The organism is Lysinibacillus sp. Bpr_S20, assembly GCF_023337835.1.
Classification (GTDB): domain Bacteria; phylum Bacillota; class Bacilli; order Bacillales_A; family Planococcaceae; genus Lysinibacillus.
The window spans coordinates 172907-196763 of record NZ_JALNLQ010000006.1 but is presented as its reverse complement, the minus strand read 5'-3'; the positions used below and the strand labels follow the sequence as shown (position 1 = coordinate 196763).

The following is a 23857-nucleotide window of genomic DNA, read 5'->3' as shown; positions in this document are numbered from 1 at the left end:
ATGGTTTTATAACCAAGCTGTACTTTCCAACTCTACTTCACTACTAAACGCATCTAAAATTGCTTTTTGTTCTAAAGATGAAATTCCAATCAATGATGCTTTTTTTGCTTTTAATAGAGCAACTAAGTCTGGGTTTTTTTCTAGATATTGAATTACATTCATCATACATATCTTCCTCATTTCATTAGTTTTTTTAAGTAATCTTTACCTGCTTCATTTATAGCTACATTTTCAAGAGTATTGAATGCTTTTAACTTGAAAACATTTTTAATTGTAATGGCATAACGTATTGCACCACCATTTGTCAACTCGTTTTCAGTAGCATTATTATCCAAAAATGCAACTATATCATCATTATAATAGTTGATAACAGATTTTGAAACATCATTTTTCTGTGATAAAAGATAAATAATAGGCAATGAATATCTTTTATTTAGCAAATCATTTTTAGGTCCCCAAGTTTTTAAACTTTGAATATCGTTTTTAATTTGTTGGATAATTCCTATATATTTCCCATACTCCTCTACCTCAGAAGATATCTCTCCCTTTGCAAGTACTTCACCTATTAAGCAACCCATCGCTGTTAAAGAACCCGACTTTTGTTCAATCATTTGTAAATATGATTGCTCATCTCTACAAGTATTGAGTAAATCTAGTTGCTGACCGTTTATACTGCGCATTGCATAATCTTCTAGTATTTGAATAGCCATACTTTTGTGTTCAAAGGAAGTCTCACGTATAATTCTGGAAGCCATAACTAGCATAGCTAAAGCAACATTTAATGATAATTCAGGTGTTTTACACCAACTGTAATCTGAATCCTTATCCTGCACGTCATCGATAATATCAAAGGATAAAATTAAAAGTTCAATAGCAGCGGCAACTTTATAGATGTCCTCATTCCAACAATCTGCAAATGCTTCATAATGACAATAACATAGCTTGCCAAACGAATAGCCAACTGCCTTTTTTTCTTCCTTAAAAGCTTTAAGCATGGACCGTAATTCATGGCTTATTAATGTCTCGTTCTCAATTAGAATGTCCAATGATTCATTAATTTGTTGGTCAATTTCCTGCAATAGTCCTCTCCTCCCCCTAAACATGTTATTAAATAGTATACAGATTAATGGGAAATAATACTAGACACCAAAATCGAAAGGGAATATTTTACATTAAATTATTTAACGATAATACCGCCAAAAAATGGCGGTATTTATAGTAAGCACGCCATTTTTTTGGCGTAAATTCACCATTGAAATGGCGTCCTTACTGATGATACGCTTAAATAAGCTAAGATAAATTCAAGTCGAAAAGTTCATAGCTGAAAATAAGAAATAGAAACGTGACCGTATATCATTTAGTGAAAAGAAGGTTGCGCGACTTCTTGGACATAAATTCCCCTACGTTACGTGATGCGCCAAATTATATAGGAAGTAATTAAATCTATTACAAGGAAATTCTCGACATACTGGGAGTGATTGAAATGAAACATGAAGTAAATGCAGAAAACATTTTAATACTTACAGCTAATTTCTCCTGTACAATTTCTATGTCTAAAGGAGAAATCACCATAAAAAAACCTTCGAAAGAACAGCTACATATTGAGCAACTAATTATCGATGCCGAGCAACAGGCTTATAAAGAAACTTTAGCTGAGTATAAAAGCAAATCAACATTTTCAAATTTTATTTGCAATATCCCTGGATTTGAGGAAACTTTTCAGCAAAAGCTAGACAATTTTATTGAACCATATGGAATTATAAGAGTCTCTGAAGAAAGTCAGTCTTTATTGCCTTTAGTAAGTCCAAGTACCTCTTCACCTATAATCTATACGTCACCAAACTTTAGCATTATAAATGCAAGAGGCAATTGCTCTAGCACTTCATCTATCGGAAATGCTGTAAAAGACATAAATTACTTACTCAAACGATCGACTACCACTTTTTCCGGGGTTTCCATTAACGAAAATGGTATTTCCCTCAATATTACTACGGCATTTAATGCTTGGAATAAAGCAACCATTAAACACTAAAAACAAAAACCGATTGGGTATGGCACTATGATAGATTTGTGCCTCTCCCTTCTTCCTTTTAAGGAATAATGTGAATCCTTCATCTTCCACTCATAAGAAAAAAGGTGTCTCAAATGATCTTTGAGACACCTTCAATGATTAACCTTTTACATAATAAACTTCTTGTCCGCTTTCGATAATGTGGTCAGGCTTCGGCTTACCAGCATTTGCTTTATGACCAGCGATATGTTCAGGACTCTTCTCCCAATTTTTCCATGCCTCTTCTGATTCCCAACGAACCACAATTAGCACTTCCTCATCACCACGTCGTACTTTTTTGACAAGTACCTGTTTATCAATAAAGCCCGGTTGTTTTTCAAGCAATGTTGGACCATCTATCTTGGCGCCAAAACGCTCTACTACTTTATCGGAATTACCTTCCGTAACGACAATACGTTTAATTTGTACAAACATATTATTTAAACACCTTTAAAACATCGTCAACTTTTTGAGTTTCAGAAGTTAAACCGCCACCAGATAAATACCAAACTTGTGGATCTAAATAAACGATTTTTCCGTTTTTCGCAGCGTTAGTAGCCCCAACGATTTCGTTTTCAATTGCAGCTTTTGTGCCAGACTCACCTTCTGGATTTACAGCAGCATCACGGTCAACTACGAATAAAACATCTGGGTTTGTGTCACGTACATATTCAAAGCTTACATTGTCGCCATGTGTATCAACTTTAATTTTTTCATCAGCAGCTTTTACACCATACACATCATGGATCACACCGAAACGTGAACCAGGACCATATGCAGATAATGAACCTTCATTAGCTAGAACGATTAATGCTTTTTCTTTAGCTGAAGCTGTTTTAGCTTTAACTTCCTCTACTTTTGTTTCGTATGCAGCAAATGCATCAGCTGCTTCCTTTTCTTTACCAAAAATCTTACCAGCTAATTCAGTTTTTTCTTTGAATGATTCCATAAAGTTTTTATCATCTACACCTACAAATACAGTTGGTGCAATTTTAGATAACTCATCGTAAGCTGATGCTTGACGACCAGAGATGAAAATAATATCTGGATTCATATTAGAGATTACATCAAAATCAGGCTCTTTTAAAGCACCAACATTTTTGTAAGATGAATCAGTATATTTGCTTAAATATTTTGGAACAGATTTTTGTGGAACACCTGCAACTTTAACACCTAGAGCATCTAAAGTATCAAGGAAACCATAGTCAAATACAACAATATTTTCAGGAACTTTATCAAGCGTTACTTCTTTAAATGTATTTTCCCCGTTTTTGATAGCAGGAATTGTAAGTGGATAAGCTGTAGCTTCTTCTTTTTGCTCCTCAGCAGGCTTGTTATCAGTTGAAGAATCCTTCTCTTCTTTTTTCGCTTCGTCCTTAGAACCGCAAGCAGCTAATACTAATAGCATCATCGCCATTAATACAGTAAGTAGTTTCCAATTTTTCATTGCAAAATTGCTCCTTTAAAATTTATTTTTATAGTCTAGACGGCAGTACCATCTATTGTTATTTTCACGAGTTGAAATACACACAAATGCGACAACCATTCTGTTCTTGAACAGGAATATCCATATCATAGATTTCCTTAAGCGCATCAGGGTTGATGATGTCATTTGTTGGGCCATCTTTGACCACACGTCCATTTTTTAATGCGACAATATGATCCGAGTATACTGATGCAAAGTTAATATCATGCAACACGATGACCACAGTTTTCCCTAGCTCATCAACGAGCTTACGCAAAATTTTCATAATCTGCACAGAGTGCTTCATATCCAAATTGTTGAGCGGCTCATCTAGTAAAATATAGTCTGTGTCCTGTGCAATAACCATTGCGATAAATGCACGTTGACGTTGACCACCAGATAGTTCATCCAAATAACTGTGCTGAATATCCTCTAAATTCATATATTGAATTGCTTCGTCTACCTTTAGCTCATCCTCAGGCTTTAAATTCCCTTTCGAATAAGGAAAGCGCCCAAATGAAACAAGCTCACGAATTGTTAGGCGTACATTCATATAGTTTGACTGTTTTAAAATTGATACACGCTTTGCAAAATCGTCTGATTTCCAACGTTTCACATCTGACTTATCGAGTAATACTTCTCCAGTATCTGCATTAAGTAAACGACTTACCATTGAAAGCAATGTTGATTTACCTGCACCATTCGGTCCGATAAAAGACGTAATTTTCCCTGGTGCCACGTCGACACTGACATCTTGAATGACCGGTTTTTTCCCAAAAAACTTGGAGATTTCTTTTACTTGGATCATCCTGCTGACCTACTTTCCTTCAATAATAAGTAGATGAAGTACACGCCACCTACGAAGTTTATAATAACGCTAAGTGTTGTATCGAAATTAAAAATACGTTCGACCATCCACTGTCCACCGACTAAAGCTACAATACTCATTACACAAGAACCTGCGATGATCACAGAGTGCTTGTACGTCTTGAAAAATTGATACGATAAATTTGCCACGATTAAGCCAAAGAACGTAATAGGCCCAACAAGAGCCGTAGACACGGCAATTAATACCGAAGAAACAATGAGCATGCGCTGTACAAGCTTATCATATGGTACCCCTAGGTTAATTGCTGTATCACGTCCAAGAGACATTACGTCTAATTGGTTTATATGACGCCAACCATAAATAAAGGTAATGATGATGACAACAGCTGCAAGCCATACTAAATCCGAATTGACATTGTTGAAGCTTGCAAACATTTTACTTTGTAAGCTTAAAAATTCATTCGGGTCTATCAATACTTGGAAGAATGTTGTTACACTTCCTAAAAACGTTCCGACAATCATACCGACAAGCAGTAAGAAATAAATCGGACGTTTCCCTTCTTTGAACAATACACGATAAAAAATTAATGCAAAGAGAATCATAGCTACAACAGCTAACAAGAAATTGTATTTCGCATTAATAACGAATATCGACATTGAGCCAAAGAAGTAAAAAATAAATGTTTGAACCATCATATATAATGCATCAAGTCCCATTACACTTGGCGTTAAAATACGGTTATGTGTAATCGTTTGGAAAACTACAGTTGAATAAGCAATCGCAATCCCCGTTAACGACATCGCTACCACTTTAGTAAGGCGACGTGGGAACGAATAATGGTAGTTACCATTAAGTTCATAAAATACATACAGTAAAATAGATGCTACTGCCAAACCTAGTAAAATCAACATTTTTGTACGGTTACGCATATGCCTTCCCCCTAAACAACATAATTAGGAAGATCGCACTTCCGATGACACCGACAGTCATACTAATCGGAATTTCATAAGGGAAAATAAGGACACGCCCTATAATGTCGCAGAATAATAAGAACGACATACCTAGTAATGCTGTATGAGGCAATGTCTTAGCAAGGTTATCCCCTTTGAATAGCGAAATGATATTTGGAATGATTAAACCAAGGAACGGTATCACACCAACTGTTAGCACCACTGTCGTCGAAATAAGTGCTACTAACACTAAACCTAAATTCACAATGAATTTATAGGAAAGACCCAGATTTTTCGCAAAATCCTCACCCATTCCTGCCACTGTGAAGCGATTCGCATAAATGTAAGCTAAAATCAGCACGGGTACACTTATGTATAAAAGCTCATAACGACCTTTCATCATTAATGAGAAATCTCCCTGTAACCATGCAGAAATGTTTTGGATAATATCCGCCTTATACGCAAAGAACGTTGTAATGGATGAAAGGATATTCCCAAACATTAAGCCAATAAGCGGTATAAAGATCGCATCTTTAAACTTTATTCGATTTAATATTTGCATAAATAATAATGTGCCGGCTAAAGCAAATATGAAAGCGAAAGAAATTTTTTGAAAGTACGTGACATTCGTGAAAAACATCATCGAAATCAGTATCCCCAATTTTGTAGCATCTAACGTACCTGCTGTCGTTGGTGATACGAACTTATTCCTACTTAAGCTTTGCATAATTAAACCAGCAATACTCATACCTGCACCTGCTAACAAGATTGCTACAAGTCTCGGTATACGACTAATAAAAAATAGTCTAGTTTTTTCTGATTCGAAGTCTAATAGATCACTCGGTTTGATATCAACTACTCCGATAAATAGTGAAACTATAGACAGTACAACAGTTGCTGTTAAAAGATATCTTTTTTTCATTGTAATCCCCGGTAGATTCATTTTTTGCTCGTAACATTCATTGAAAATGATTATCATTACTCACGATTCTCATTATAAGCTCGTTTTCATTCTCAGTCAACCTTCAATTGAGAATTATTCTCGTTTTATTTGAAAATCCTTAAAAATGAGCATTATCAACGAAATATCTATGTTTAGAGTTACTTCCGAAGTTCAATGTCTCTCCATTTTTCACACAAATAAAAAGGTAATTGAGAATAAAAACCTAATTTTTTCTCAATCACCTTATTACATCAATTGTGCCGCGACATTCATTAGAGGCTATCACTACTTTAGTTACGTTATACGAAAGCCTTTAAGCCATGTGAAAATAATTAAAACGATTAATATAAAACCGACATAGCCCATCACTGCATATAGCTTGGCTACAAGCATCGTAAAACCAGCAAGACTTGCTAAAAAGCCTAGACCACCGATAAATACGGCAGTTACTTTAAAACTAGCCTTATTAGGTTTTAAAAATCTCACCATAAATGAATAGAACATCCCCACCGCTGTATTATAAATCATCCCTAATAAGGAAAAAGACATCAGCAGACCAATTAAAGGATGAATTTCATTTGCTAAAGCGAGCATGGGTATATCTATGCCGACGATGACATTCATTTTTGCCAGAAGAGACAGGTTAATAAGTAGAATTAAAGCTCCAAGCAAAATCCCACCGATAATACCTCCCATTCCTGCCACTTTTTCATTGCGAATAGCTCCACACATAACCGTTAAAAGTGAAAAACACACCCCAATATTAAAAGACAAATACAGTAACGCAGTAACCCACCAGCTTTTAGAACTTACTTGTGCTTGCTGCGCAATAACAGCTTGTTCGACAAAGGTTAAATCCATCGTTGCTAATGAATAGATCGCTATTATCGAGACAATGGCTAGCAGATAGGGTGTAGCTATAGCAATAACGTTTATGATACTCTTCACATCCATCATCACAGTCGCTATAGTAAGTACTATCATACAAATGCTCCCAAGCCAAACTGGTAGTCCAAACATTTGATGAAGCGTAGCACCTGCTCCCGCAAACATAATTACTGCAACACCGAATAAGAAGAGCGACAGTAAAATATCCATGACAAAGCCTACAACCGTATTACCAGAAATTTGATAAATTAAATCCTTGTGCGATGTCGTACGCAATCTTGAGCTAATTTGAGCAATGCACATTCCTACTAGAGCAAATCCAACTGTAGCAATAAGTGCACCGTAAATTCCATGAAAGCCATAGCTCGTAAAATATAGTACAATTTCCTGTCCTGATGCAAATCCCGCACCGACGATAATTCCTACATAGGCACCACCGATTTGCAAACTTTTTTTCAATCAGTTCTCTCCCTATTTATTCTATTATTCAACTTATTTACATCGTAGACATTTTCTCAAAAGTCATCCTCAACTATTGTTGATGAACCTATTATTGATAGACCTTTGTGCTGATTGTTAACTTATCAATTACCTTCATATTAAGTGTATATCCAATTCCAGCCTTTTGTGGCACATGAATATAACCATCTTCTACAATTACTTCAGGTGTAATGATGTCCTCATACCAATAATGACTTGAGCCGGCAGTATCCCCAGGCAACACAAAATTAGAGAGCGACGTTAATGCAATATTATGCGCTCGTCCGATTCCTGCCTCTAACATACCACCACACCAAACAGGAATATTATTTTCCTTGCATAAATCATGAATTCTTCTAGCTTCTGTTAAACCGCCCACACGCCCTATTTTTATGTTCATAACACCACAACTTCCAAGTTCTATCGCTTTTCGAGCATCTTCAAAGGAGGTAATACTTTCATCTAAGCAAATAGGCGTCTTTAACTTTCGCTGCAGCTTAGCATGATCGACAATATCATCTACAGCTAATGGCTGCTCAATCATTAATAGATTAAATGCATCCAGTTGCTGCAGTACATCCATATCGTTCAATGAATATGCCGAATTAGCATCTACCATCAATGGCAGGTCCGGCATTTCAGCTCGAATAGCTCGAATAACTTCTACATCATGGCCAGGCTTAATTTTCACTTTTACTCGTTTATAGCCTTTTTTTACATGACCTTTTAATAAATCAATTAATGCTTCTGTAGAAGATTGAATACCTACGCTAACACCTACCTCTATTTTCTCCTTATTTCCGCCTAAGGCTTTCGCAAGTGATTGTTTCGTTTGTTGTGCATAAATATCCCATACGGCTCCTTCAATAGAGGATTTCGCCATGCAATTACGACGAATTGAAGAAAACAAAACACTGATCTCATCTGGATGCTCAACCTCTTTATGTAACAAGATGGGGATTAAGAAGTCTTCAAGCATATGCCATGTTGTTTTTAATGTCTCCTCTGTATACCAAGGCGCTACAAAGGCAACAGCTTCTCCCCATCCTTTCGTTCCCGATTGATCTATCGCTTCTATTAATAGAAGTTCTTTTTCATCAATTGTGCCAAAACTCGTTGTAAACGGTGCTTTCATAGGCATTTTTATATGTCTAACTGTAATCTGTTCTAGTTTCACAAGATTTCACTCCTTAGCCTTATTATAAAGCTAATAAGGAGCGTCTGACTAATAGATAGCTATGCACATATTCCTTATTCTTTTGCATTCGAACAATAGCATAATTTTGTTCAAACAATGTCGCTAAAATAGTACGAATTTTATAACGCCAGTCCTCCGCAAGCTTAGGACTCTCTATTTTCATCTTTTGTAAATATTGAGGAATAGGCAATAAATAAGCGTCCTTATAATATATTTGTTCACGCTGAAATTCACCGTCAATATCAAGTACGGGTAAGCCATCTACCGTTAAAGACCACGGTACAATTTCTTCAGCTTCTTCTTCCAGTTCATCTAAGGAATCTTCTACTCTATCTTGTTCAATCCACCATTCTGCAACAATTCGATCTGAAGGTAGCCCATCGTTAAAATCATCTTTAAGCGGACCATAATAATTATTTTCATACTGAAAACTAAAGGCATTAAGCTTCAAAAATGATAAATTAGCCATACACGCTTCTAGCGGATCAAATAACCAAATCACAAGCTGAAACCCATGTTCTTTTGCATATTCCTGTTGAGCATGCTTTAATAATTCACCTACACCTTGTTCACGATATGTTTTCTCCACTCCAATCATGTGCGAGAGTAAATACATTTTTCCATGTCGATACCCAACAAAGCAGTAATTAAAGCCAATCAGCTTTTCGTCTAAATATGCCCCAAGAACTAAACCACCATTTTGTACAGCTGCTAACAATTGATGCGAGGGAATAGCCTGACTTCCCCAAATACGTTCGTTCAAAATTTGTACTTCTGCAATCTCTGTAGGTGCCATTATTTTTTGAATACGTACTCTCTCTAACATTATGCTGATCCCTCCTTTGTATTCCCCGACTCTAATGCTAACAATACCGCTCTTGTCAGGATTTCAACCCCTGTTACAAGCCTCGCCTGTTTAAATCTCATCTTTGGATGATGTAGTCCTGGTGTTACCCCACAACCGAGACCTAGCATCGTAGATTTTAAATGTGGACGTTGAACAGCATAGTGATGGAAATCTTCACCTCCAGGTGTATGAACTGGCTTTCTTAAATTCGACAATCCGGCAGCTTGCACGATAGCCTGCTCCATAATATATTGAGCAGTTGAGTCTACCTCAGCAGCTACTACATTGGCAACAGTACGTAATTCAATCTGCACTTTATGCAAGACCTTGGAAGAATCAATAACCCTTTTTACTCCTTGCGCAAGTGTATCCATTACATCGTTTCGTTGCGCTCGTATATCAATGGTGAACGATGCACTTCCAGGAATAATATTGCCGGATTCTCCTCCTGCATGGAATTTTGTCATCTTAATTGATACAGGAACCATTGGATCTGTATGAAGCGTTCTTAAATCTTCGATAATAGTTGCTCCTACTTCAATGGCGTTCACGCCGAGATGTGGTCTTGCTGCATGGGCATCTTCTCCAATAATTTCCCCCTCAAGTAATCGAGAGGCCCCATGGTGCAACGCGGCACAATATGTACCGTCTTCAAGCTCATGGACAGGTCTTACATGAACACCAAATAAAAAGTCCAAATCATCAATGATTCCCTCTTTTAAAACAGATAAAGCACCTGTTCCTTTTTCTTCAGCAGGTTGAAAAATCACACGAATTGTACCGTTAAATGATGGAGCAAGCTCTTTCAAAAGTAATAGAGCACCGATTGCCATCGTCATATGTCCGTCATGACCACAGGAATGATTCGCACGAAATTCACCATCTACTTCTTGCCATAGCGCATCAATGTCCGTACGCAAGCCAACTTTAGGATGACCATTTCCTACGTCAACATAAAGTCCTGTACTGTTTTTAAAGCGTATTGGTGAAAAACCTTCACGTGTAAGTAAATCAACAATATAATTCGTTGTTTCTACCTCATGCCAGCTTATTTCTGGATGCGTGTGCAAATACGTGAAAATCTCCATTAACCTTGGCCTCAAACGACTCAAAGTTTCTTTCATAGCATCCAACCCCTTTAATTTTCATACTATTAAGATTATTATAAAGGAAAATAAAAACTTTTCTACACAGAAACGTCCCGTATTCAGCAAATTAAACACATGTTACATGATGAGCAGACTACCAACAAAATATCTCTTCATACAAAAAAAGATGCAAGTACAGTTAGTTGAATAACTGTTCTTGCATCTTTTGATGATTAATTAATACCTCGCATAGCTTTTGAAATAATTGGCGAAAGTACTAATATTATTATCCCGAAAACAATGGATAATGAGCCTAAGAAACCGAAGTACGTGAATTCGCTTACAACTTCATAGACTTTTACAAGTTGTGCGTTGATTGCTTGCGCTGCTGCACTTGTTAAAAACCAAAGTGACATCGTTTGCGCAGCAAAAGCCTTCGGAGCCAATTTTGTAGTAACTGACAATCCTACTGGCGATAATAATAACTCCCCAACTACAACTAAAAAGAATGATATTACTAACCACCATGGACTTACTAAATCTGTACCACCAGATAAATACGCTGGTAGCATCATCACTAAGAATGATAATCCCGCAAAGAATAATGCATAAGCGAATTTACGCGGTGTAGATGGTTGCTTATCTCCCCATTTCATCCATAACATAGCAAATAATGGAGCCATCGTAACGACGAATAAAGGGTTTAACGATTGGAACCAAGAAGATTGAATATGAAAACTACCAATATCCAATCGTGTACGACTATCTGCATACGTTGCTAAAATAGTTGCCCCTTGTTCTTGGATTGCCCAAAACATTACTGCCGATAAAAACAATGGAATGTAAGCGAGTACGCGAGACTTCTCATCCTTTGTTGTTTTCTCACTGCGATACATATAAATAAAGAACACCGTTGGAATTACAATACCTAGCGTCGTAATAATGAAACCAAAAACATTCATTGTTAGTACGCCAGTTTTGATACCAATAGCCCCAGCAATAATAATAAGTAGCGCTATAATTCCAAATCGTGTAAAGACTTTTTTTCGTTCTTCAGGTAGTAACGGGTTGTTTACCTGTAACCCTGCTAAGCCTAAATATTTTTTTCCTGTTAATTTAAAAATAATTAAACCAATAAACATCCCTAACCCTGCTATACCGAAGCCTAGGTGGAAATTATACTTTTGTCCAATTGTTCCGACAATTAATGGTGCAAGGAATGATCCCATATTAATACTCATATAGAAAATCGAAAAACCTGCATCACGACGGCTATCTGTATCAGCATACATATCTCCGACAATACTTGAAACGTTCGGTTTTAATAAACCTGTCCCAATGACAATGAAGAACATTGAAGCAAACAACATGCCTACGCCACCAGGTAACGCTAGCAGGAAATGCCCAAACATTATGAACACGCCACCATAAAAAATGGTTCTACGTGTGCCCAATAATCGGTCAGCAATCCAACCACCGATAATCCCTGACATGTAAACCAATGATCCGTAGATAGCCATAATGGAGTTCGCTGTTCCACGATCCAGGCCTAAGCCGCCTTCATGCAATTCATAGTACATAAAGAAAATCAGAATTGCTCGCATACCGTAGTATGAGAATCGTTCCCAAAATTCTGTGAAAAATAATGTAAAGAGCCCTTTAGGGTGTCCAACAAAGCCATTTTGAGGGACGGATTTTACAATTTCATCTTTAGTAGACATAAAAATATCCTCTCCCGATTTCATTATTCAATAATAATATTATTACCCAATAGTACAGATAAAAACTTTATTTCATCATACTAAAGTGTTTTAAAAACTTTTTCAAGAGTTTTAAAAAATGTTGGAATTTTACACCTTTTCTTTAAATTCAGAATGATTTTTATAGAATTATAGCAAACCTGTTGATATTCCTAACTTTTCTCACTATTTGATATCAACTAAATTACAAACCACCATAAAATTATTCTAAAATATTTTATAGTCAGATTATTTATTTTATTAACAAATAAGCTAGCTTTATCTATAATTTCATTCACAACGATATAAATTCGCTTTTTCCATTACAAAAAAGCACGCTAGAAATAAGGAATGCTTCTAGCATGCTTTTAGAACAATGATGTGATTGATTATTTTATTACATATTGTTGGAATTTTGCGTAATCCGAATCTTTTACCTCTATTGTTAAAAGCGTACCATGTTCTTCATACGCTGTTTCATAGACAGAGGCATTTTCATTTAAATAAGAGACGATATTCCCTTGTTCGTACGGAATAAGCATTTTACAAGTTACATAATCAGAGAAAATATGCTGACGTATCATTTGCAACAATTCCTCTAATCCAGTCCCTTCCTTTGCTGAAATCCAAATATTATCACCGCTAATAACAGGATATGAAACGTTTGCTATATCCGCTTTATTATACACATAAATTGTCGGAATCCCTTCAACACCAACTGCTTTAAGCGTTTCATTTGTTACGTCCATCATAAAGCCGTGCTCAGAATTGGAAACATCTACAACATGAAGCAATAAGTCGGCATCACGAGCCTCTTCCAATGTTGAGCGGAATGCCTTCACTAGATGATGCGGTAATTTGCTAACAAAACCAACTGTATCTGTTAATAAAAATGTCTTTTTATCAGGTAACTCTATTTGACGGACAGATGTTTCAAGTGTGGCAAAAAGCATATCCTTCTCAAACACTTGTTTATGATCTTCCTGCCCTATTTTCGTAAGTAGCTGATTCATAATCGTTGACTTACCAGCGTTCGTATAGCCAACAATGGAAACGACAGGGACGGCATTTTTACGTCGTTGTTTACGCTGCGTCTCTCGTTGTTCCTTTACATGCTCTAGGTCCTTCTTTATTTTCGCAATTTGATCCTCAATTTTCCGACGGTCTAGCTCAAGCTTTGTCTCACCGGCACCACGGTTTTTAAAGCCACCACCAGTACCGCCACCTTGACGACTAAGAGAAGCATGCAAGCCAACCAAACGAGGTAGCATATATTGCAATTGCGCTAACTCAACTTGCATCTGTGCTTCACTTGTTTTAGCACGACGTCCAAAAATATCTAAAATCAACATCGTTCTATCAATAACCTTTGTCTCTAAATCACGCTCTAAATTACGGATTTGCGAAGGTGATAATTCATCATTAAAAATCACTAAATTTGCTTGTGCTTCGTCATAAAAGTTTTTTATTTCTTCAATTTTACCAGTACCAACATAATGAGATGGCGTAATGCGCTCTAAATTTTGTGTGACAACGCCAACGACTTCTACATTTAAAGCTTCAGCTAAATTCTTTAACTCCTCCATTGAATAATCAAAATGCTGATCATTCCGTAGATTTACGCCAACTAAAATAGCTTTTTCCAACAATATATCTACTTCTTTAATTCTATCCATCCACAAACCTCCCACCGACACTTTGGTGCTACTACGACAAATTTTCTTCATCTTACCATATAATGTCCTAATTCGTGTCGTTTAACATAGATATCGTAAAAAATGCGCCTTCTATGTAAAAGGCGCACTTCATTCATTTACTACGTTCTTCTTTCAGCAATACTTCAGTACGATTGAACTCGTCTTCAATATCTTTATTCGGTTTATATGTCAAAATACTGACAATAACCGCAACGATTAAGCATACTATGAAGCCTGGAACAATCTCGTATAATGTATCAGCTAAGAATTTTATTTTCCCCCAAGCAAAGGCAGTTGCAGCACCAGCTACCATTCCACTGAGTGCTCCGTAATTCGTTAATTTTCTCCAATATAGGGACAGCAATATGACAGGACCAAACGCTGCACCGAAGCCAGCCCAAGCAAAGCCCACTAAGTCTAGAATAGAACTATCTGGATTCCATGCTAAAATCCCTGCGATAATAGCTACAACTAAAACAGAGACACGGCCTACAAAGACATAATGCTTATCATCTGCTGTTTTATTAAATAAAGCTTTATAAATATCTTCCACAAGTGCTGACGAAGTAACAATTAATTGCGATGATATTGTACTCATTACTGCGGCTAGAATGGCAGCTAGCATTATTCCTGCAATGAATGGGTGGAATAAAATTTGACCAAGTACAATAAATACTGTCTCAGCGTCTTTTAGCTCACCTGCATGTTGCTCATAATAAGCCACACCTACTAAAGCTGTCCCAATCGCTCCGAATAAACTCAACATCATCCAGCCAATACCGATGCGACGAGCTTGCTTTGTTTCTTTTACTGAGCTAATAGCCATAAAGCGCACGATTATATGCGGTTGTCCAAAATAACCTAGCCCCCATGCAAGTGATGAAATAATGACTGCAGCAGTTGCATTTGAAGACAATAAGTTCAGATGGTCAGGATTTACAGCTTTAATGGATGCTATCGTATCTCCAATTCCACCTGTTAAAGACAATCCAAATAACGGTACAGCAATAAGTGCTATAAACATAATGAGACCTTGTAAAAAGTCTGTATAACTAACTGCTAAGAATCCCCCAAACAATGTATATGCCACAACAACAGCAGATACAATTAATAAGCCGGTATGGTATTCATAGCCAAAGGAACTATCAAAAAATTTGCCTCCTGCAACCATTCCTGAAGAAACATAAAATGTAAAGAAGATTAAAATAATAATACCTGAAGCAATCCTAATTAGCTTTGTGCTGTCACGTAAACGATTATCTAAATAACTCGGTATAGTAATAGAGTCATTAGAAACTTGTGTATAGACACGTAGTCTCGGTGCTACTAATAGCCAATTCAAATAGGCACCAATTGTTAAACCAATGGCGATCCAAGCCTTGGAAAGTCCAGCTAAATAAATCGCACCCGGTAAACCCATTAACAGCCAACCAGACATATCTGCTGCCCCTGCGCTCAGTGCTGTAACAGCAGGACCTAGCGAACGCCCACCGAGCATGTAATCCGTTAAATTTGATGTTTTCACAAAAGCATACCAACCGATTCCTAGCATGGCGATCATGTAAATAATAATCGCAAGTAATTGATACATGTTTGCAGACATATTTTTCCCCCTTATTTCCCCTTTAGTCTTTTTATTAAAAATTCACTATAATTAAAATACCACAAATATACATGATAACCTATAATTATTCAAAGAGTGATGTCTAAAATTTATAATAGCATCGGACTTCATAAAGTGTGTTAAACTAGTGCCATCTATAACACGATAAAGAAGGCGAAATGTATGACATTTGAAGAAATGAAAGCTCAGCTTATGGAGCGGATTTTACAACAACAACTCGTTACTGCTACAATCAGTCAACCACGTATGAAATCAAACGAAGTAAAACGTATAAAGCTAAAACCTTTATTACTTAAGGATGCTTACCATATACAAGTTGAATATCAATTTGAACGTATTTTAAAACACGAAAATGTTCTATTAGAAAGTTTCCCTGAGAAGCTAGAAGCAATTTTTAACGATTACCGTCAAGCTCATGTTGATTTCATTGATGAAAAAGTACAAGTGCAGCTATCAAAAAAGAACAAAGTACTGTGGAAATCCGATAAATCCTCAACGCCAAAGCAAGTCAATTTAGCTCATAATCGCAAGAAGAACTATTTACTGGCTGAGGATAAGCCCTACCCATTTTTAATTCGTCTTGGGGTACAAACAGAAGAAGGAAAAATAAAAAAACAAAAATACGATAAGTTTAAGCAAATCAACCGTTTCATTGAATTTATTGACGATGCTTTAACCCACTTACCAAAGGATCGTCAGGTTCGTATTTTAGATTTCGGTTCAGGCAAATCCTATTTAACATTCGCCTTGTACCATTATTTAAAAATCGAAAAAGGCTTAGACATTCGTGTCACTGGTTTGGATTTAAAGAAGGAAGTCATTGAGGAATGCTCACAAATCGCACAGGATTTAGGCTATGATCAACTCGAATTTCTAGTAGGAGATATTAATGATTATAATGATGAGTCTGCCGTGGACATGGTGGTAACTCTCCACGCCTGTGATGTTGCCACTGATATGGCATTAGCGCGCGCTGTGAAATGGGGAGCAAGTGTTATTTTAAGTGTCCCTTGTTGCCAGCATGAGCTAAATCGCCAGCTTAACACACCAGCACTTGATATCATGCTTCAACACGGTCTCGTACGCGAACGTTTTGCAGCGCTCGCAACAGATGCCATCAGAGCAGAAATTTTATCACTTGTTGGCTATGAGGCACAATTGCTAGAGTTTATAGATATGGAAAACACACCAAAAAACATTTTAATACGAGCCTATCGAACAGGAAAAAAACCAAACTCTGAACAGCGCTCTAACTATGATGCGTTTTTAAAGTTACTAAATGCCAAGCCATTTTTAGCGAATGAGTTACAAGCTTACCTATAAAATGCCGCGATATTTGTGAGCGTTGCGCGGGTATTCGCCCTCCTTCCGCGGGTATTTCATTGCGTTGCGCGGGTATTCGCTCTCCTTCCGCGGGTATTTCATCGCATAGCGCGGGTATTCACCCTCCTTTCGCGGGTATTTCTGAATTTGCTTAATCAAATTAAAAAGGTGGTCCAATACTTCTGGACCACCCTTTCTATTACAGTTCTTGTCGTAATGCTTGAATAACATCGATTTTTGTGGCTTTTCGTGCTGGACGATAGCCTGAAATCATCGCTACACCAATACTAATCGCTGATGCAATAAGAACAAGCTGCCAAGGAATAAGTGAAAATATAATGTCATTTTTACTAAACGCATCTTCACCTGTTGCTGCTTCTAAAATTAAAGGCAATGTAGCATTTGCTACAAAGCTAATAACATAAGAAATAGCCACGGCTATCAAAGTCCCAATAATACCAATGAACGTACTTTCCATTAAGAACAAGCGTTGAATAAGTTTCGGACTCGCTCCAATCGCCTTTAAAACACCAATTTCACGAGTACGCTCTGTAACAGCCATCGTCATAGTATTGAAAATGCCAATCGACGCGATCAAGACAGCAATTGTCCCTACAAATATTAAACCGATTTTTAAAACTAGGAAAAATACATTCATTTGATCCAATTGCTCCGTTACAGAAAAAACACTATAGCCTTTGTCTTTTAGTTTGTCTAATATCGGTTTTACATTTTCCATGCTATCAGCAAAAATATTAAACTCTGAATAAAACATGTCATCCTCTTTAACATCTGTTGCTGCTAAAGTTGTAGCTAGCATTGGCTTTTGCTCTGTGTCCATATAAATAGAATTATTAATCATCCAATCATAAGATGGCTTCTTCATCACACCGACAATCGTATATTTCGTTTTCTTTGTTTCTTTTGCCCCATCAATACGTGGCATTAATGCTAACTCGATCTCTTTACCAATTAATGAGTCCTTATAACCTTCCTCACTACCATTATAAAAAGTGCCTTCCGCTTCAGCTTTTTTATTTTTTTCTTCAATAATTTTGCGCTCAGCATCATTTACTAATGATTGAGCAAAATGATAACCTACAATAATTTCGTTTGGCTTTGTTGGATACTTCCCTTTCTCAAGCTTGCCGTTTACTTGCTCAAAATTATGCATATTCGCAACGTATAATTCAGAGTCTGTATCACGATCCTCAAAAAATGAATGGGCTGATGCATTAACAGTAATCGTTTCAAGTATTGTTTCCACATGTTCTATATTTTTTATTTCATTGATTTGTTCCTCTGTAAATTGATCATTACCATGCACTTGAATTTTCGTAACTTTTTCATCCGATAATATTTCATTGCGTATGGAATCCTGAAGCCCAAACCCAACTGATGCGAGGACAATCAAAAATGCACAGCCCATAGTTGCGGCCAGCACCGTCATAAACACACGTAATTTATTTTTCTTTATATGCTGTGTAACAAAATCTAGTTGATCTTTAAATAACATACTATGCTTCCTCCTTTACAAGTTCCCCATCGTACATGCGAAAACGTCGATGTGCTATTGTTGCTACTTCCTCGTCGTGCGTGATAATGACAAATGTTAAACCAAGCTCACGGTTTAGGCTTTGAATGAGCAGCAATATATCTTGCTCCGTTTCCGAGTCAAGACTTCCTGTCGGCTCATCTGCCAACAAGATAGGTGGATTTGTAATTAGAGCTCTTGCAATACTAACACGCTGTTGCTGACCACCCGATAATTCATTTGGGTAATGGTCTGCTACATCTGTTAAACCAACCTTGTCCATTAATTTTTTCACTTTTTCAGTACGCATAGCTTTCCTGATACCCTGTAACTTCAATGGTAGTTCAATGTTTTCAAACGCCGTTAAGCCTGGCATCAGTTGGAAGTTTTGAAAGATAAATCCGAACTGTTGTAAACGAAAAGCTGCACTTTCTGCTTCAGTGAGATGCGCTGTTTCCATTCCGTTTACCTTAATAGATCCTTGTTCAGATTTCATAAATCCAGCTAATATTTGTAATAAGGTTGATTTACCGGAGCCACTTTTACCTACAATCGCGACAATCTCTCCTTTTTTCACCTCAAAGTTGACACCTTTTAATACTGGAACATGCTTTTCCTTGCCTTTCTTTCCGATTAAAAATGTATGTTGTAAATTTTCGACTTGAATCATTGTTAAATAAACGCCCCTTTCACATTCTCTAGATTCATCACCATAACGTGGGTTGATTTCCGTTCCGACTGGGGGCGTCCGATGAGCCGCTTCACTCGCGCTGCTCGCTCCAGGGTCTCATCTGTGACGCTAATCCCCAAGGAGTCGCCCAGTCTCCACTCCAATCAACTTCCATATATGGATATGTTTTTAACAAATATCATCCTAAACTTATGATGATGAGCCATTCTTTCTCCATTGTAGTAAAGAATTCTTAATAAAGTTGAAGGATAAAAATGAAGATATTCTTAAGAAAAGGGAAAACTATGCGCAAAATGATTCCTTTACATTCCCTTTACAATTCTGACATATAAGTTATTCAAAATTTTATGTCTCCATAGTATTCTTTTGTAGTAAACAGAAAGTAGAAATCTCTATAAAACCTATATTTAAAGCATTTTTCTGTATTAATAAAAACAAACACAGAGGTTCCATTATTATTTTGTGAGCAAATTGTATATTACAGGATTGTAAAGTTTTCTGTAGAATTGAAGAATTTTGTGTAGATAAATTAAAGATTTTGTTATGATAGTAAAGTTTAGAGGCCAATTTATTTATATCCAGGAGGATTCGATTTACATGCTTAACTCAAAAAAACAAGACCCTTTCTTTATAGCTTTACATAAAATTGCTGAAAATATGAGAGAGGCCGTACATTACGCAAATGATTTTCGTATTAACAGTGTAGCTGACCTAAAAGAGATTAGCATTACGATGAAAAATTACGAAACAGCTGGTGATAAGCTCATTCATGAACTAATCGTGATGCTAAACAAATCATTTATGACACCTATCGAACGCGAAGACATTTTAGAATTTGCCATTCGTATGGACGACGTATTAGATGGTACGGAGCATTGTATCGCTCATTTTGAAATGTTCTCTCTAACTGAGGTTGATGAATCCATGCGTACTTTCTTAGGCTATATTTCAAAAAGTGCTGATGAAATTGTAAAAGCAACAGAAGAGTTAAAGAAAAAGAATCTAATTGGCATGCGCCCACACTCAATTCTTATTAAAGATTACGAGCGTGAATGTGATGAAGTTCAACGTTCGTCCATTAAACAACTGTTTTTAAATGAAAAAGATCCAATTCGACTTATTAAATATAAAGATATATATGAACAACTTGAAGATATCGCTGATCATTGTCAAAACGTTGCAAATACTATGGAAACAATTATCATGCGTAACGCGTAATTAGGAGATGGGCACTTACAATGAACACAATCATTATATTAACCGTACTGGTCGTTATCTTTGCCCTAACATTTGACTTTATCAATGGCTTCCATGATACAGCAAATGCTATTGCAACTTCAGTTTCCACTAGAGCATTGAAACCCCGTGTAGCTATCATGATGGCTGCAACGATGAACTTTATCGGAGCGATTACCTTCGTTGGAGTTGCAAAGGCTCTAACAAAAGACATTGTCGATCCATTCTCTTTAAATGCCTTTGAAGGAGACACGACAGGCTCAGTCGTTATTTTAGCAGCATTAATCTCCGCTATTATTTGGAACTTACTAACATGGTATTTTGGTATTCCATCGAGTTCTTCCCACACTCTGATTGGGTCCATCGCTGGTGCAGCAATTGCATCTGCTGGCTTCGGAGTGCTAAACTATGGCGGTTTCACTAAAATCATTATGGCCTTAGTGCTTTCACCAATCCTTGCGATTTGCGCTGGCTTTATTATGATGACACTGTTTAAATTATGGTTTAAAAACTTAAATTTATATCGTACGAATAAAGGTTTCCGGACGATGCAAATTTTCACTGCCGCCATTCAATCTTTTACACACGGTACTAATGATGCCCAAAAAGCAATGGGAATTATGACGATGGCGTTAATCGCAGGTGGTTTGCATTCAGGAGATGAAATTCCATTCTGGGTACGAGCTGCAGCAGCAACTGCAATGGGGCTTGGTACTTCTATCGGAGGCTATAAAATTATTAAAACAGTCGGCGGTAAAATCATGAAAATTCGCCCTGTAAACGGAGTTGCAGCAGATTTAGCATCTGCATCCGTAATCTTCGGTGCTACATTAATTCACCTACCAGTATCCACAACACACGTTATTTCTTCCTCTATCATGGGTGTTGGCTCTGCACAACGTGTACGTGGTGTAAACTGGGGTATGGCCCGTAAAATTGTCACTACTTGGGTTATTACAATGCCAATATCTGCAGTTATGGCAGCTATTATTTACTTTTTATTATCGTTATTCTTTTAACTTCGCATACTAAGACTCCTGTTCCTTATTTGGGACAGGAGTTTTTGCATTGTCACACGACAAAATGTGCCACATCCTTTACACTATCTTTAAAAGGAGGATAGTACCTACTATGAAAAATTTTTCATCTTTTATTACAACCCACGCAAAAGCTATCGTAACCTTATGGTTCGTCATTTTTATTACCATGGCTATGTTTGCCATACAACTCCCAAGTAAGCTTCACGGAGATGGTTTTTTTGTTAAAGGCGATCACACCTATGTAACAAATGAGCTTGCAAAAACATTTGATTTGCCTTCCGATACAATTTTGGTCGTCTTCAATCCAGCTGACGATAAGAAAATTCAAGATACATTAAAAAAATTAGAAAAAGTTAAGGAGATTCATTCAGTCCAGTCACCACTTAATGACGCTTCTTTACAAAAGAATGGTATAGCTTATGCAATGGTTCATATTAAAAATAATGTTGATGGTCTACCTGATGTTGTGAAAGACATCCGCTCATTAATAGAGGATGACGGTGTGAACATTACAGGCGGGCCTGTTATTTCAGCAGACATCAATACAGCCAGTCAAAAGGATTTAGCATCAGCGGAAGCAATAGGCTTACCAATCGCTATCATAGTGCTATTACTTGCTTTCGGTACTGTCGTAGCCTCCATCTTACCTATCATTATCGGCATTGTTACTGTTGGTACTGCGTTTGGAATTTTGACTTTATTTAGCGGTAATATAAATTTATCAATTTTTGTGTTAAATATCGTGCCCATGCTTGGACTTGCATTAAGCATTGATTTTGCCTTGTTGTTTATAAACCGGTATCGCGAAGAACGTGCCCACACATCCATTGTACAAGCAATTCAAACGGCGATACAGACAGCTGGCCGTTCTATCATCTTTTCTGCTGCTTGTGTCATGATCGGCTTAGGCGCCATGATTGTCATTGACGTCGAAATTTTCCACAATATCGCTCTAGGAGGCGCAATTGTTGTATTCCTTGCAGTGCTTTCTGGTTTAACATTGCTACCTGCTACAATGATGCTATTAGGAGATCGCCTAGATAAATGGCGAGTTTTACGTGTAAAACCTGCTGGAGCAAATCGTTGGCGTGGCTTTGCTGGTTTTGTCATGAAACATCCAGTTGCCATCGTCATTGTGGCATTACTTTTACTAGGTATTGGTATGATTCCATTGAAGGATATTAAACTTACCATTCCTCAAGTGGATTCATTACCGACAAAATATGATGCTCGTGCTGCTTATGATCAGTTAGACGAAACGTTTGGACTTGGTGATACCTCAACTTTATATTTATTAGCAGAACGTAAGGAAGGCTGGGAAGATCGTAAGGCAAGAGAGCTTATTTTTAATATTCAAGAACAATTACTTGATGACCCTTTAGTGAGTCATGTATCAACCATTTATACGACGGCTAACATTAAGTCCCCTGAGGAACTGACGGCTTCTTTGAAAATCCCTCAAGCGGCAGAACAATTAAAACCAATACTAAATACATTTTCTAAAGATAAACAACTCTTTATCCCAATTACATTGGATGCAGCTGGTTCATCAAGTACTGCTCAACAATTCGCTCGAACATGGAAAGATAAGGATTTAGGTGTCAACTTTGCTCTCGGAGGTCATGCGAAATTCAATCAAGAAATTTTCGATGAAATTGCCAATAAAATTGTCTTGGCCGTATCCGTTATTATCATTTCTACTTTCTTAATTTTAATGCTCGCTTTCCGCTCTATTTTAATTCCACTGAAAGCGATTATTATGAATATCATTGGACTTTCATCTGCTTTCGGTATTCTCGTCTATATTTTCCAATACGGACATTTTGGGATTGAAGCCGGTACCATTGTCCTTATTATCCCGGTAATTGTATTTTGTCTTGTATTCGGCTTAAGTATGGATTATGAAGTCTTTTTAATATCACGCATTCAAGAGGAATATCAAAAAGGCGCGGATAATACACGTGCTACGATTGATGGTCTAACCTCTACAAGTCGTATCATTACGTCAGCAGCGCTTATTATGATTGTAATAACAGGGGCGTTCGCTTTTACAGATGTGATGCCTGTGAAGCAAATTGGGGTTGGTATCGCTATTGCAGTCGCCCTTGACGCAACGATTATTCGTCTCATGCTCGTTCCAAGTCTTATGAAGCTCTTTGGGGACTGGAATTGGTGGCTTCCCTTCGCGAAGAAGCAAAAATAAAAAAATCCGCAACCTCCCGTGAGCTCTTCACT

21 protein-coding genes are annotated in these 23857 nt (G+C 37.1%); 5 read left to right on the top strand and 16 right to left on the bottom strand.

Features of this window, described 5'->3' with window-relative positions; all coding sequences use genetic code 11:
- Positions 1–6 precede the first annotated feature (6 nt).
- Positions 7–165 carry a competence pheromone ComX gene (gene comX / locus MWJ95_RS16280; protein WP_249106736.1) on the bottom strand — a complete coding sequence of 53 codons (159 nt, stop codon included), beginning with the start codon at positions 163–165 and terminating at the stop codon, positions 7–9.
- 11 nt (positions 166–176) lie between these two features.
- A complete protein-coding gene (locus MWJ95_RS16275) occupies positions 177–1079 on the bottom strand; it encodes a polyprenyl synthetase family protein (RefSeq protein ID WP_249074761.1) in 903 nt (300 codons plus the stop codon).
- Positions 1080–1483: 404 nt separating this feature from the next.
- On the opposite strand from MWJ95_RS16275, the gene MWJ95_RS16270 reads away from it, so the two are divergent.
- The gene (locus MWJ95_RS16270) at positions 1484–2032 is read left to right on the top strand and encodes a hypothetical protein (protein ID WP_249074762.1); all 549 of its coding nucleotides are present in this window, start codon (positions 1484–1486) and stop codon (positions 2030–2032) included.
- Between the two features lie 138 nt (positions 2033–2170).
- On the opposite strand, the gene MWJ95_RS16265 is transcribed toward MWJ95_RS16270, so the two are convergent.
- The 12 genes from MWJ95_RS16265 to putP form a co-directional block, all read right to left on the bottom strand.
- Positions 2171–2485, bottom strand: coding sequence for an antibiotic biosynthesis monooxygenase family protein (locus MWJ95_RS16265; protein WP_249074763.1), 315 nt, complete (start codon positions 2483–2485; stop codon positions 2171–2173).
- Position 2486: 1 nt separating this feature from the next.
- Entirely contained in the window at positions 2487–3497 is a 1011-nt protein-coding gene (locus tag MWJ95_RS16260) for a siderophore ABC transporter substrate-binding protein (protein ID WP_249074764.1), read from the bottom strand.
- A gap of 64 nt (positions 3498–3561) precedes the next feature.
- A complete protein-coding gene (locus tag MWJ95_RS16255; protein WP_249074765.1) occupies positions 3562–4323 on the bottom strand; it encodes an iron ABC transporter ATP-binding protein in 762 nt (253 codons plus the stop codon).
- A complete protein-coding gene (locus MWJ95_RS16250; RefSeq protein WP_249074766.1) occupies positions 4320–5273 on the bottom strand; it encodes an iron chelate uptake ABC transporter family permease subunit in 954 nt (317 codons plus the stop codon). The genes MWJ95_RS16255 and MWJ95_RS16250 overlap by 4 nt, the downstream gene beginning before the upstream one ends.
- Positions 5266–6216, bottom strand: a complete 951-nt coding sequence (locus MWJ95_RS16245; protein WP_249106733.1) for an ABC transporter permease — start codon at positions 6214–6216, stop codon at positions 5266–5268. Before MWJ95_RS16245 ends, MWJ95_RS16250 begins: the two co-directional genes overlap by 8 nt.
- Before the next feature lie 315 nt (positions 6217–6531).
- Positions 6532–7584, bottom strand: coding sequence for a YkvI family membrane protein (locus MWJ95_RS16240; RefSeq protein WP_249074768.1), 1053 nt, complete (start codon positions 7582–7584; stop codon positions 6532–6534).
- 91 nt (positions 7585–7675) lie between these two features.
- Complete coding sequence (gene menC, locus MWJ95_RS16235; RefSeq protein ID WP_249074769.1) at positions 7676–8782, bottom strand: o-succinylbenzoate synthase; 1107 nt, start codon at positions 8780–8782, stop codon at positions 7676–7678.
- A gap of 22 nt (positions 8783–8804) precedes the next feature.
- Complete coding sequence (locus MWJ95_RS16230) at positions 8805–9629, bottom strand: GNAT family N-acetyltransferase (RefSeq protein ID WP_249074770.1); 825 nt, start codon at positions 9627–9629, stop codon at positions 8805–8807.
- Complete coding sequence (locus MWJ95_RS16225; protein WP_249074771.1) at positions 9629–10774, bottom strand: M20 peptidase aminoacylase family protein; 1146 nt, start codon at positions 10772–10774, stop codon at positions 9629–9631. Before MWJ95_RS16225 ends, MWJ95_RS16230 begins: the two co-directional genes overlap by 1 nt.
- Before the next feature lie 197 nt (positions 10775–10971).
- The gene (locus MWJ95_RS16220; protein ID WP_249074772.1) at positions 10972–12459 is read right to left on the bottom strand and encodes a peptide MFS transporter; all 1488 of its coding nucleotides are present in this window, start codon (positions 12457–12459) and stop codon (positions 10972–10974) included.
- A gap of 407 nt (positions 12460–12866) precedes the next feature.
- Positions 12867–14153, bottom strand: coding sequence for a GTPase HflX (gene hflX / locus MWJ95_RS16215; protein WP_249074773.1), 1287 nt, complete (start codon positions 14151–14153; stop codon positions 12867–12869).
- 133 nt (positions 14154–14286) lie between these two features.
- Positions 14287–15777 carry a sodium/proline symporter PutP gene (gene putP, locus MWJ95_RS16210; protein WP_249106731.1) on the bottom strand — a complete coding sequence of 497 codons (1491 nt, stop codon included), beginning with the start codon at positions 15775–15777 and terminating at the stop codon, positions 14287–14289.
- A gap of 183 nt (positions 15778–15960) precedes the next feature.
- On the opposite strand from putP, the gene MWJ95_RS16205 reads away from it, so the two are divergent.
- The gene (locus MWJ95_RS16205) at positions 15961–17121 is read left to right on the top strand and encodes a class I SAM-dependent methyltransferase (protein WP_249074775.1); all 1161 of its coding nucleotides are present in this window, start codon (positions 15961–15963) and stop codon (positions 17119–17121) included.
- Positions 17122–17320: 199 nt separating this feature from the next.
- Here MWJ95_RS16205 and MWJ95_RS16200 read toward each other — a convergent pair whose 3' ends face one another.
- Positions 17321–18637, bottom strand: a complete 1317-nt coding sequence (locus MWJ95_RS16200; protein ID WP_249074776.1) for an ABC transporter permease — start codon at positions 18635–18637, stop codon at positions 17321–17323.
- 1 nt (position 18638) lies between these two features.
- Positions 18639–19325 carry an ABC transporter ATP-binding protein gene (locus MWJ95_RS16195; protein WP_249074777.1) on the bottom strand — a complete coding sequence of 229 codons (687 nt, stop codon included), beginning with the start codon at positions 19323–19325 and terminating at the stop codon, positions 18639–18641.
- Between the two features lie 618 nt (positions 19326–19943).
- On the opposite strand from MWJ95_RS16195, the gene MWJ95_RS16190 reads away from it, so the two are divergent.
- The 3 genes from MWJ95_RS16190 to MWJ95_RS16180 all read left to right on the top strand — a co-directional run bounded on the left by MWJ95_RS16190 (position 19944) and on the right by MWJ95_RS16180 (position 23825).
- Positions 19944–20564: a DUF47 domain-containing protein gene (locus MWJ95_RS16190; protein ID WP_249074778.1), complete on the top strand. Its 621-nt coding sequence runs from the start codon at positions 19944–19946 to the stop codon at positions 20562–20564.
- A gap of 20 nt (positions 20565–20584) precedes the next feature.
- Positions 20585–21601: an inorganic phosphate transporter gene (locus MWJ95_RS16185; RefSeq protein WP_249074779.1), complete on the top strand. Its 1017-nt coding sequence runs from the start codon at positions 20585–20587 to the stop codon at positions 21599–21601.
- A gap of 112 nt (positions 21602–21713) precedes the next feature.
- Positions 21714–23825, top strand: a complete 2112-nt coding sequence (locus MWJ95_RS16180; protein ID WP_249074780.1) for an MMPL family transporter — start codon at positions 21714–21716, stop codon at positions 23823–23825.
- Positions 23826–23857 lie beyond the last annotated feature (32 nt).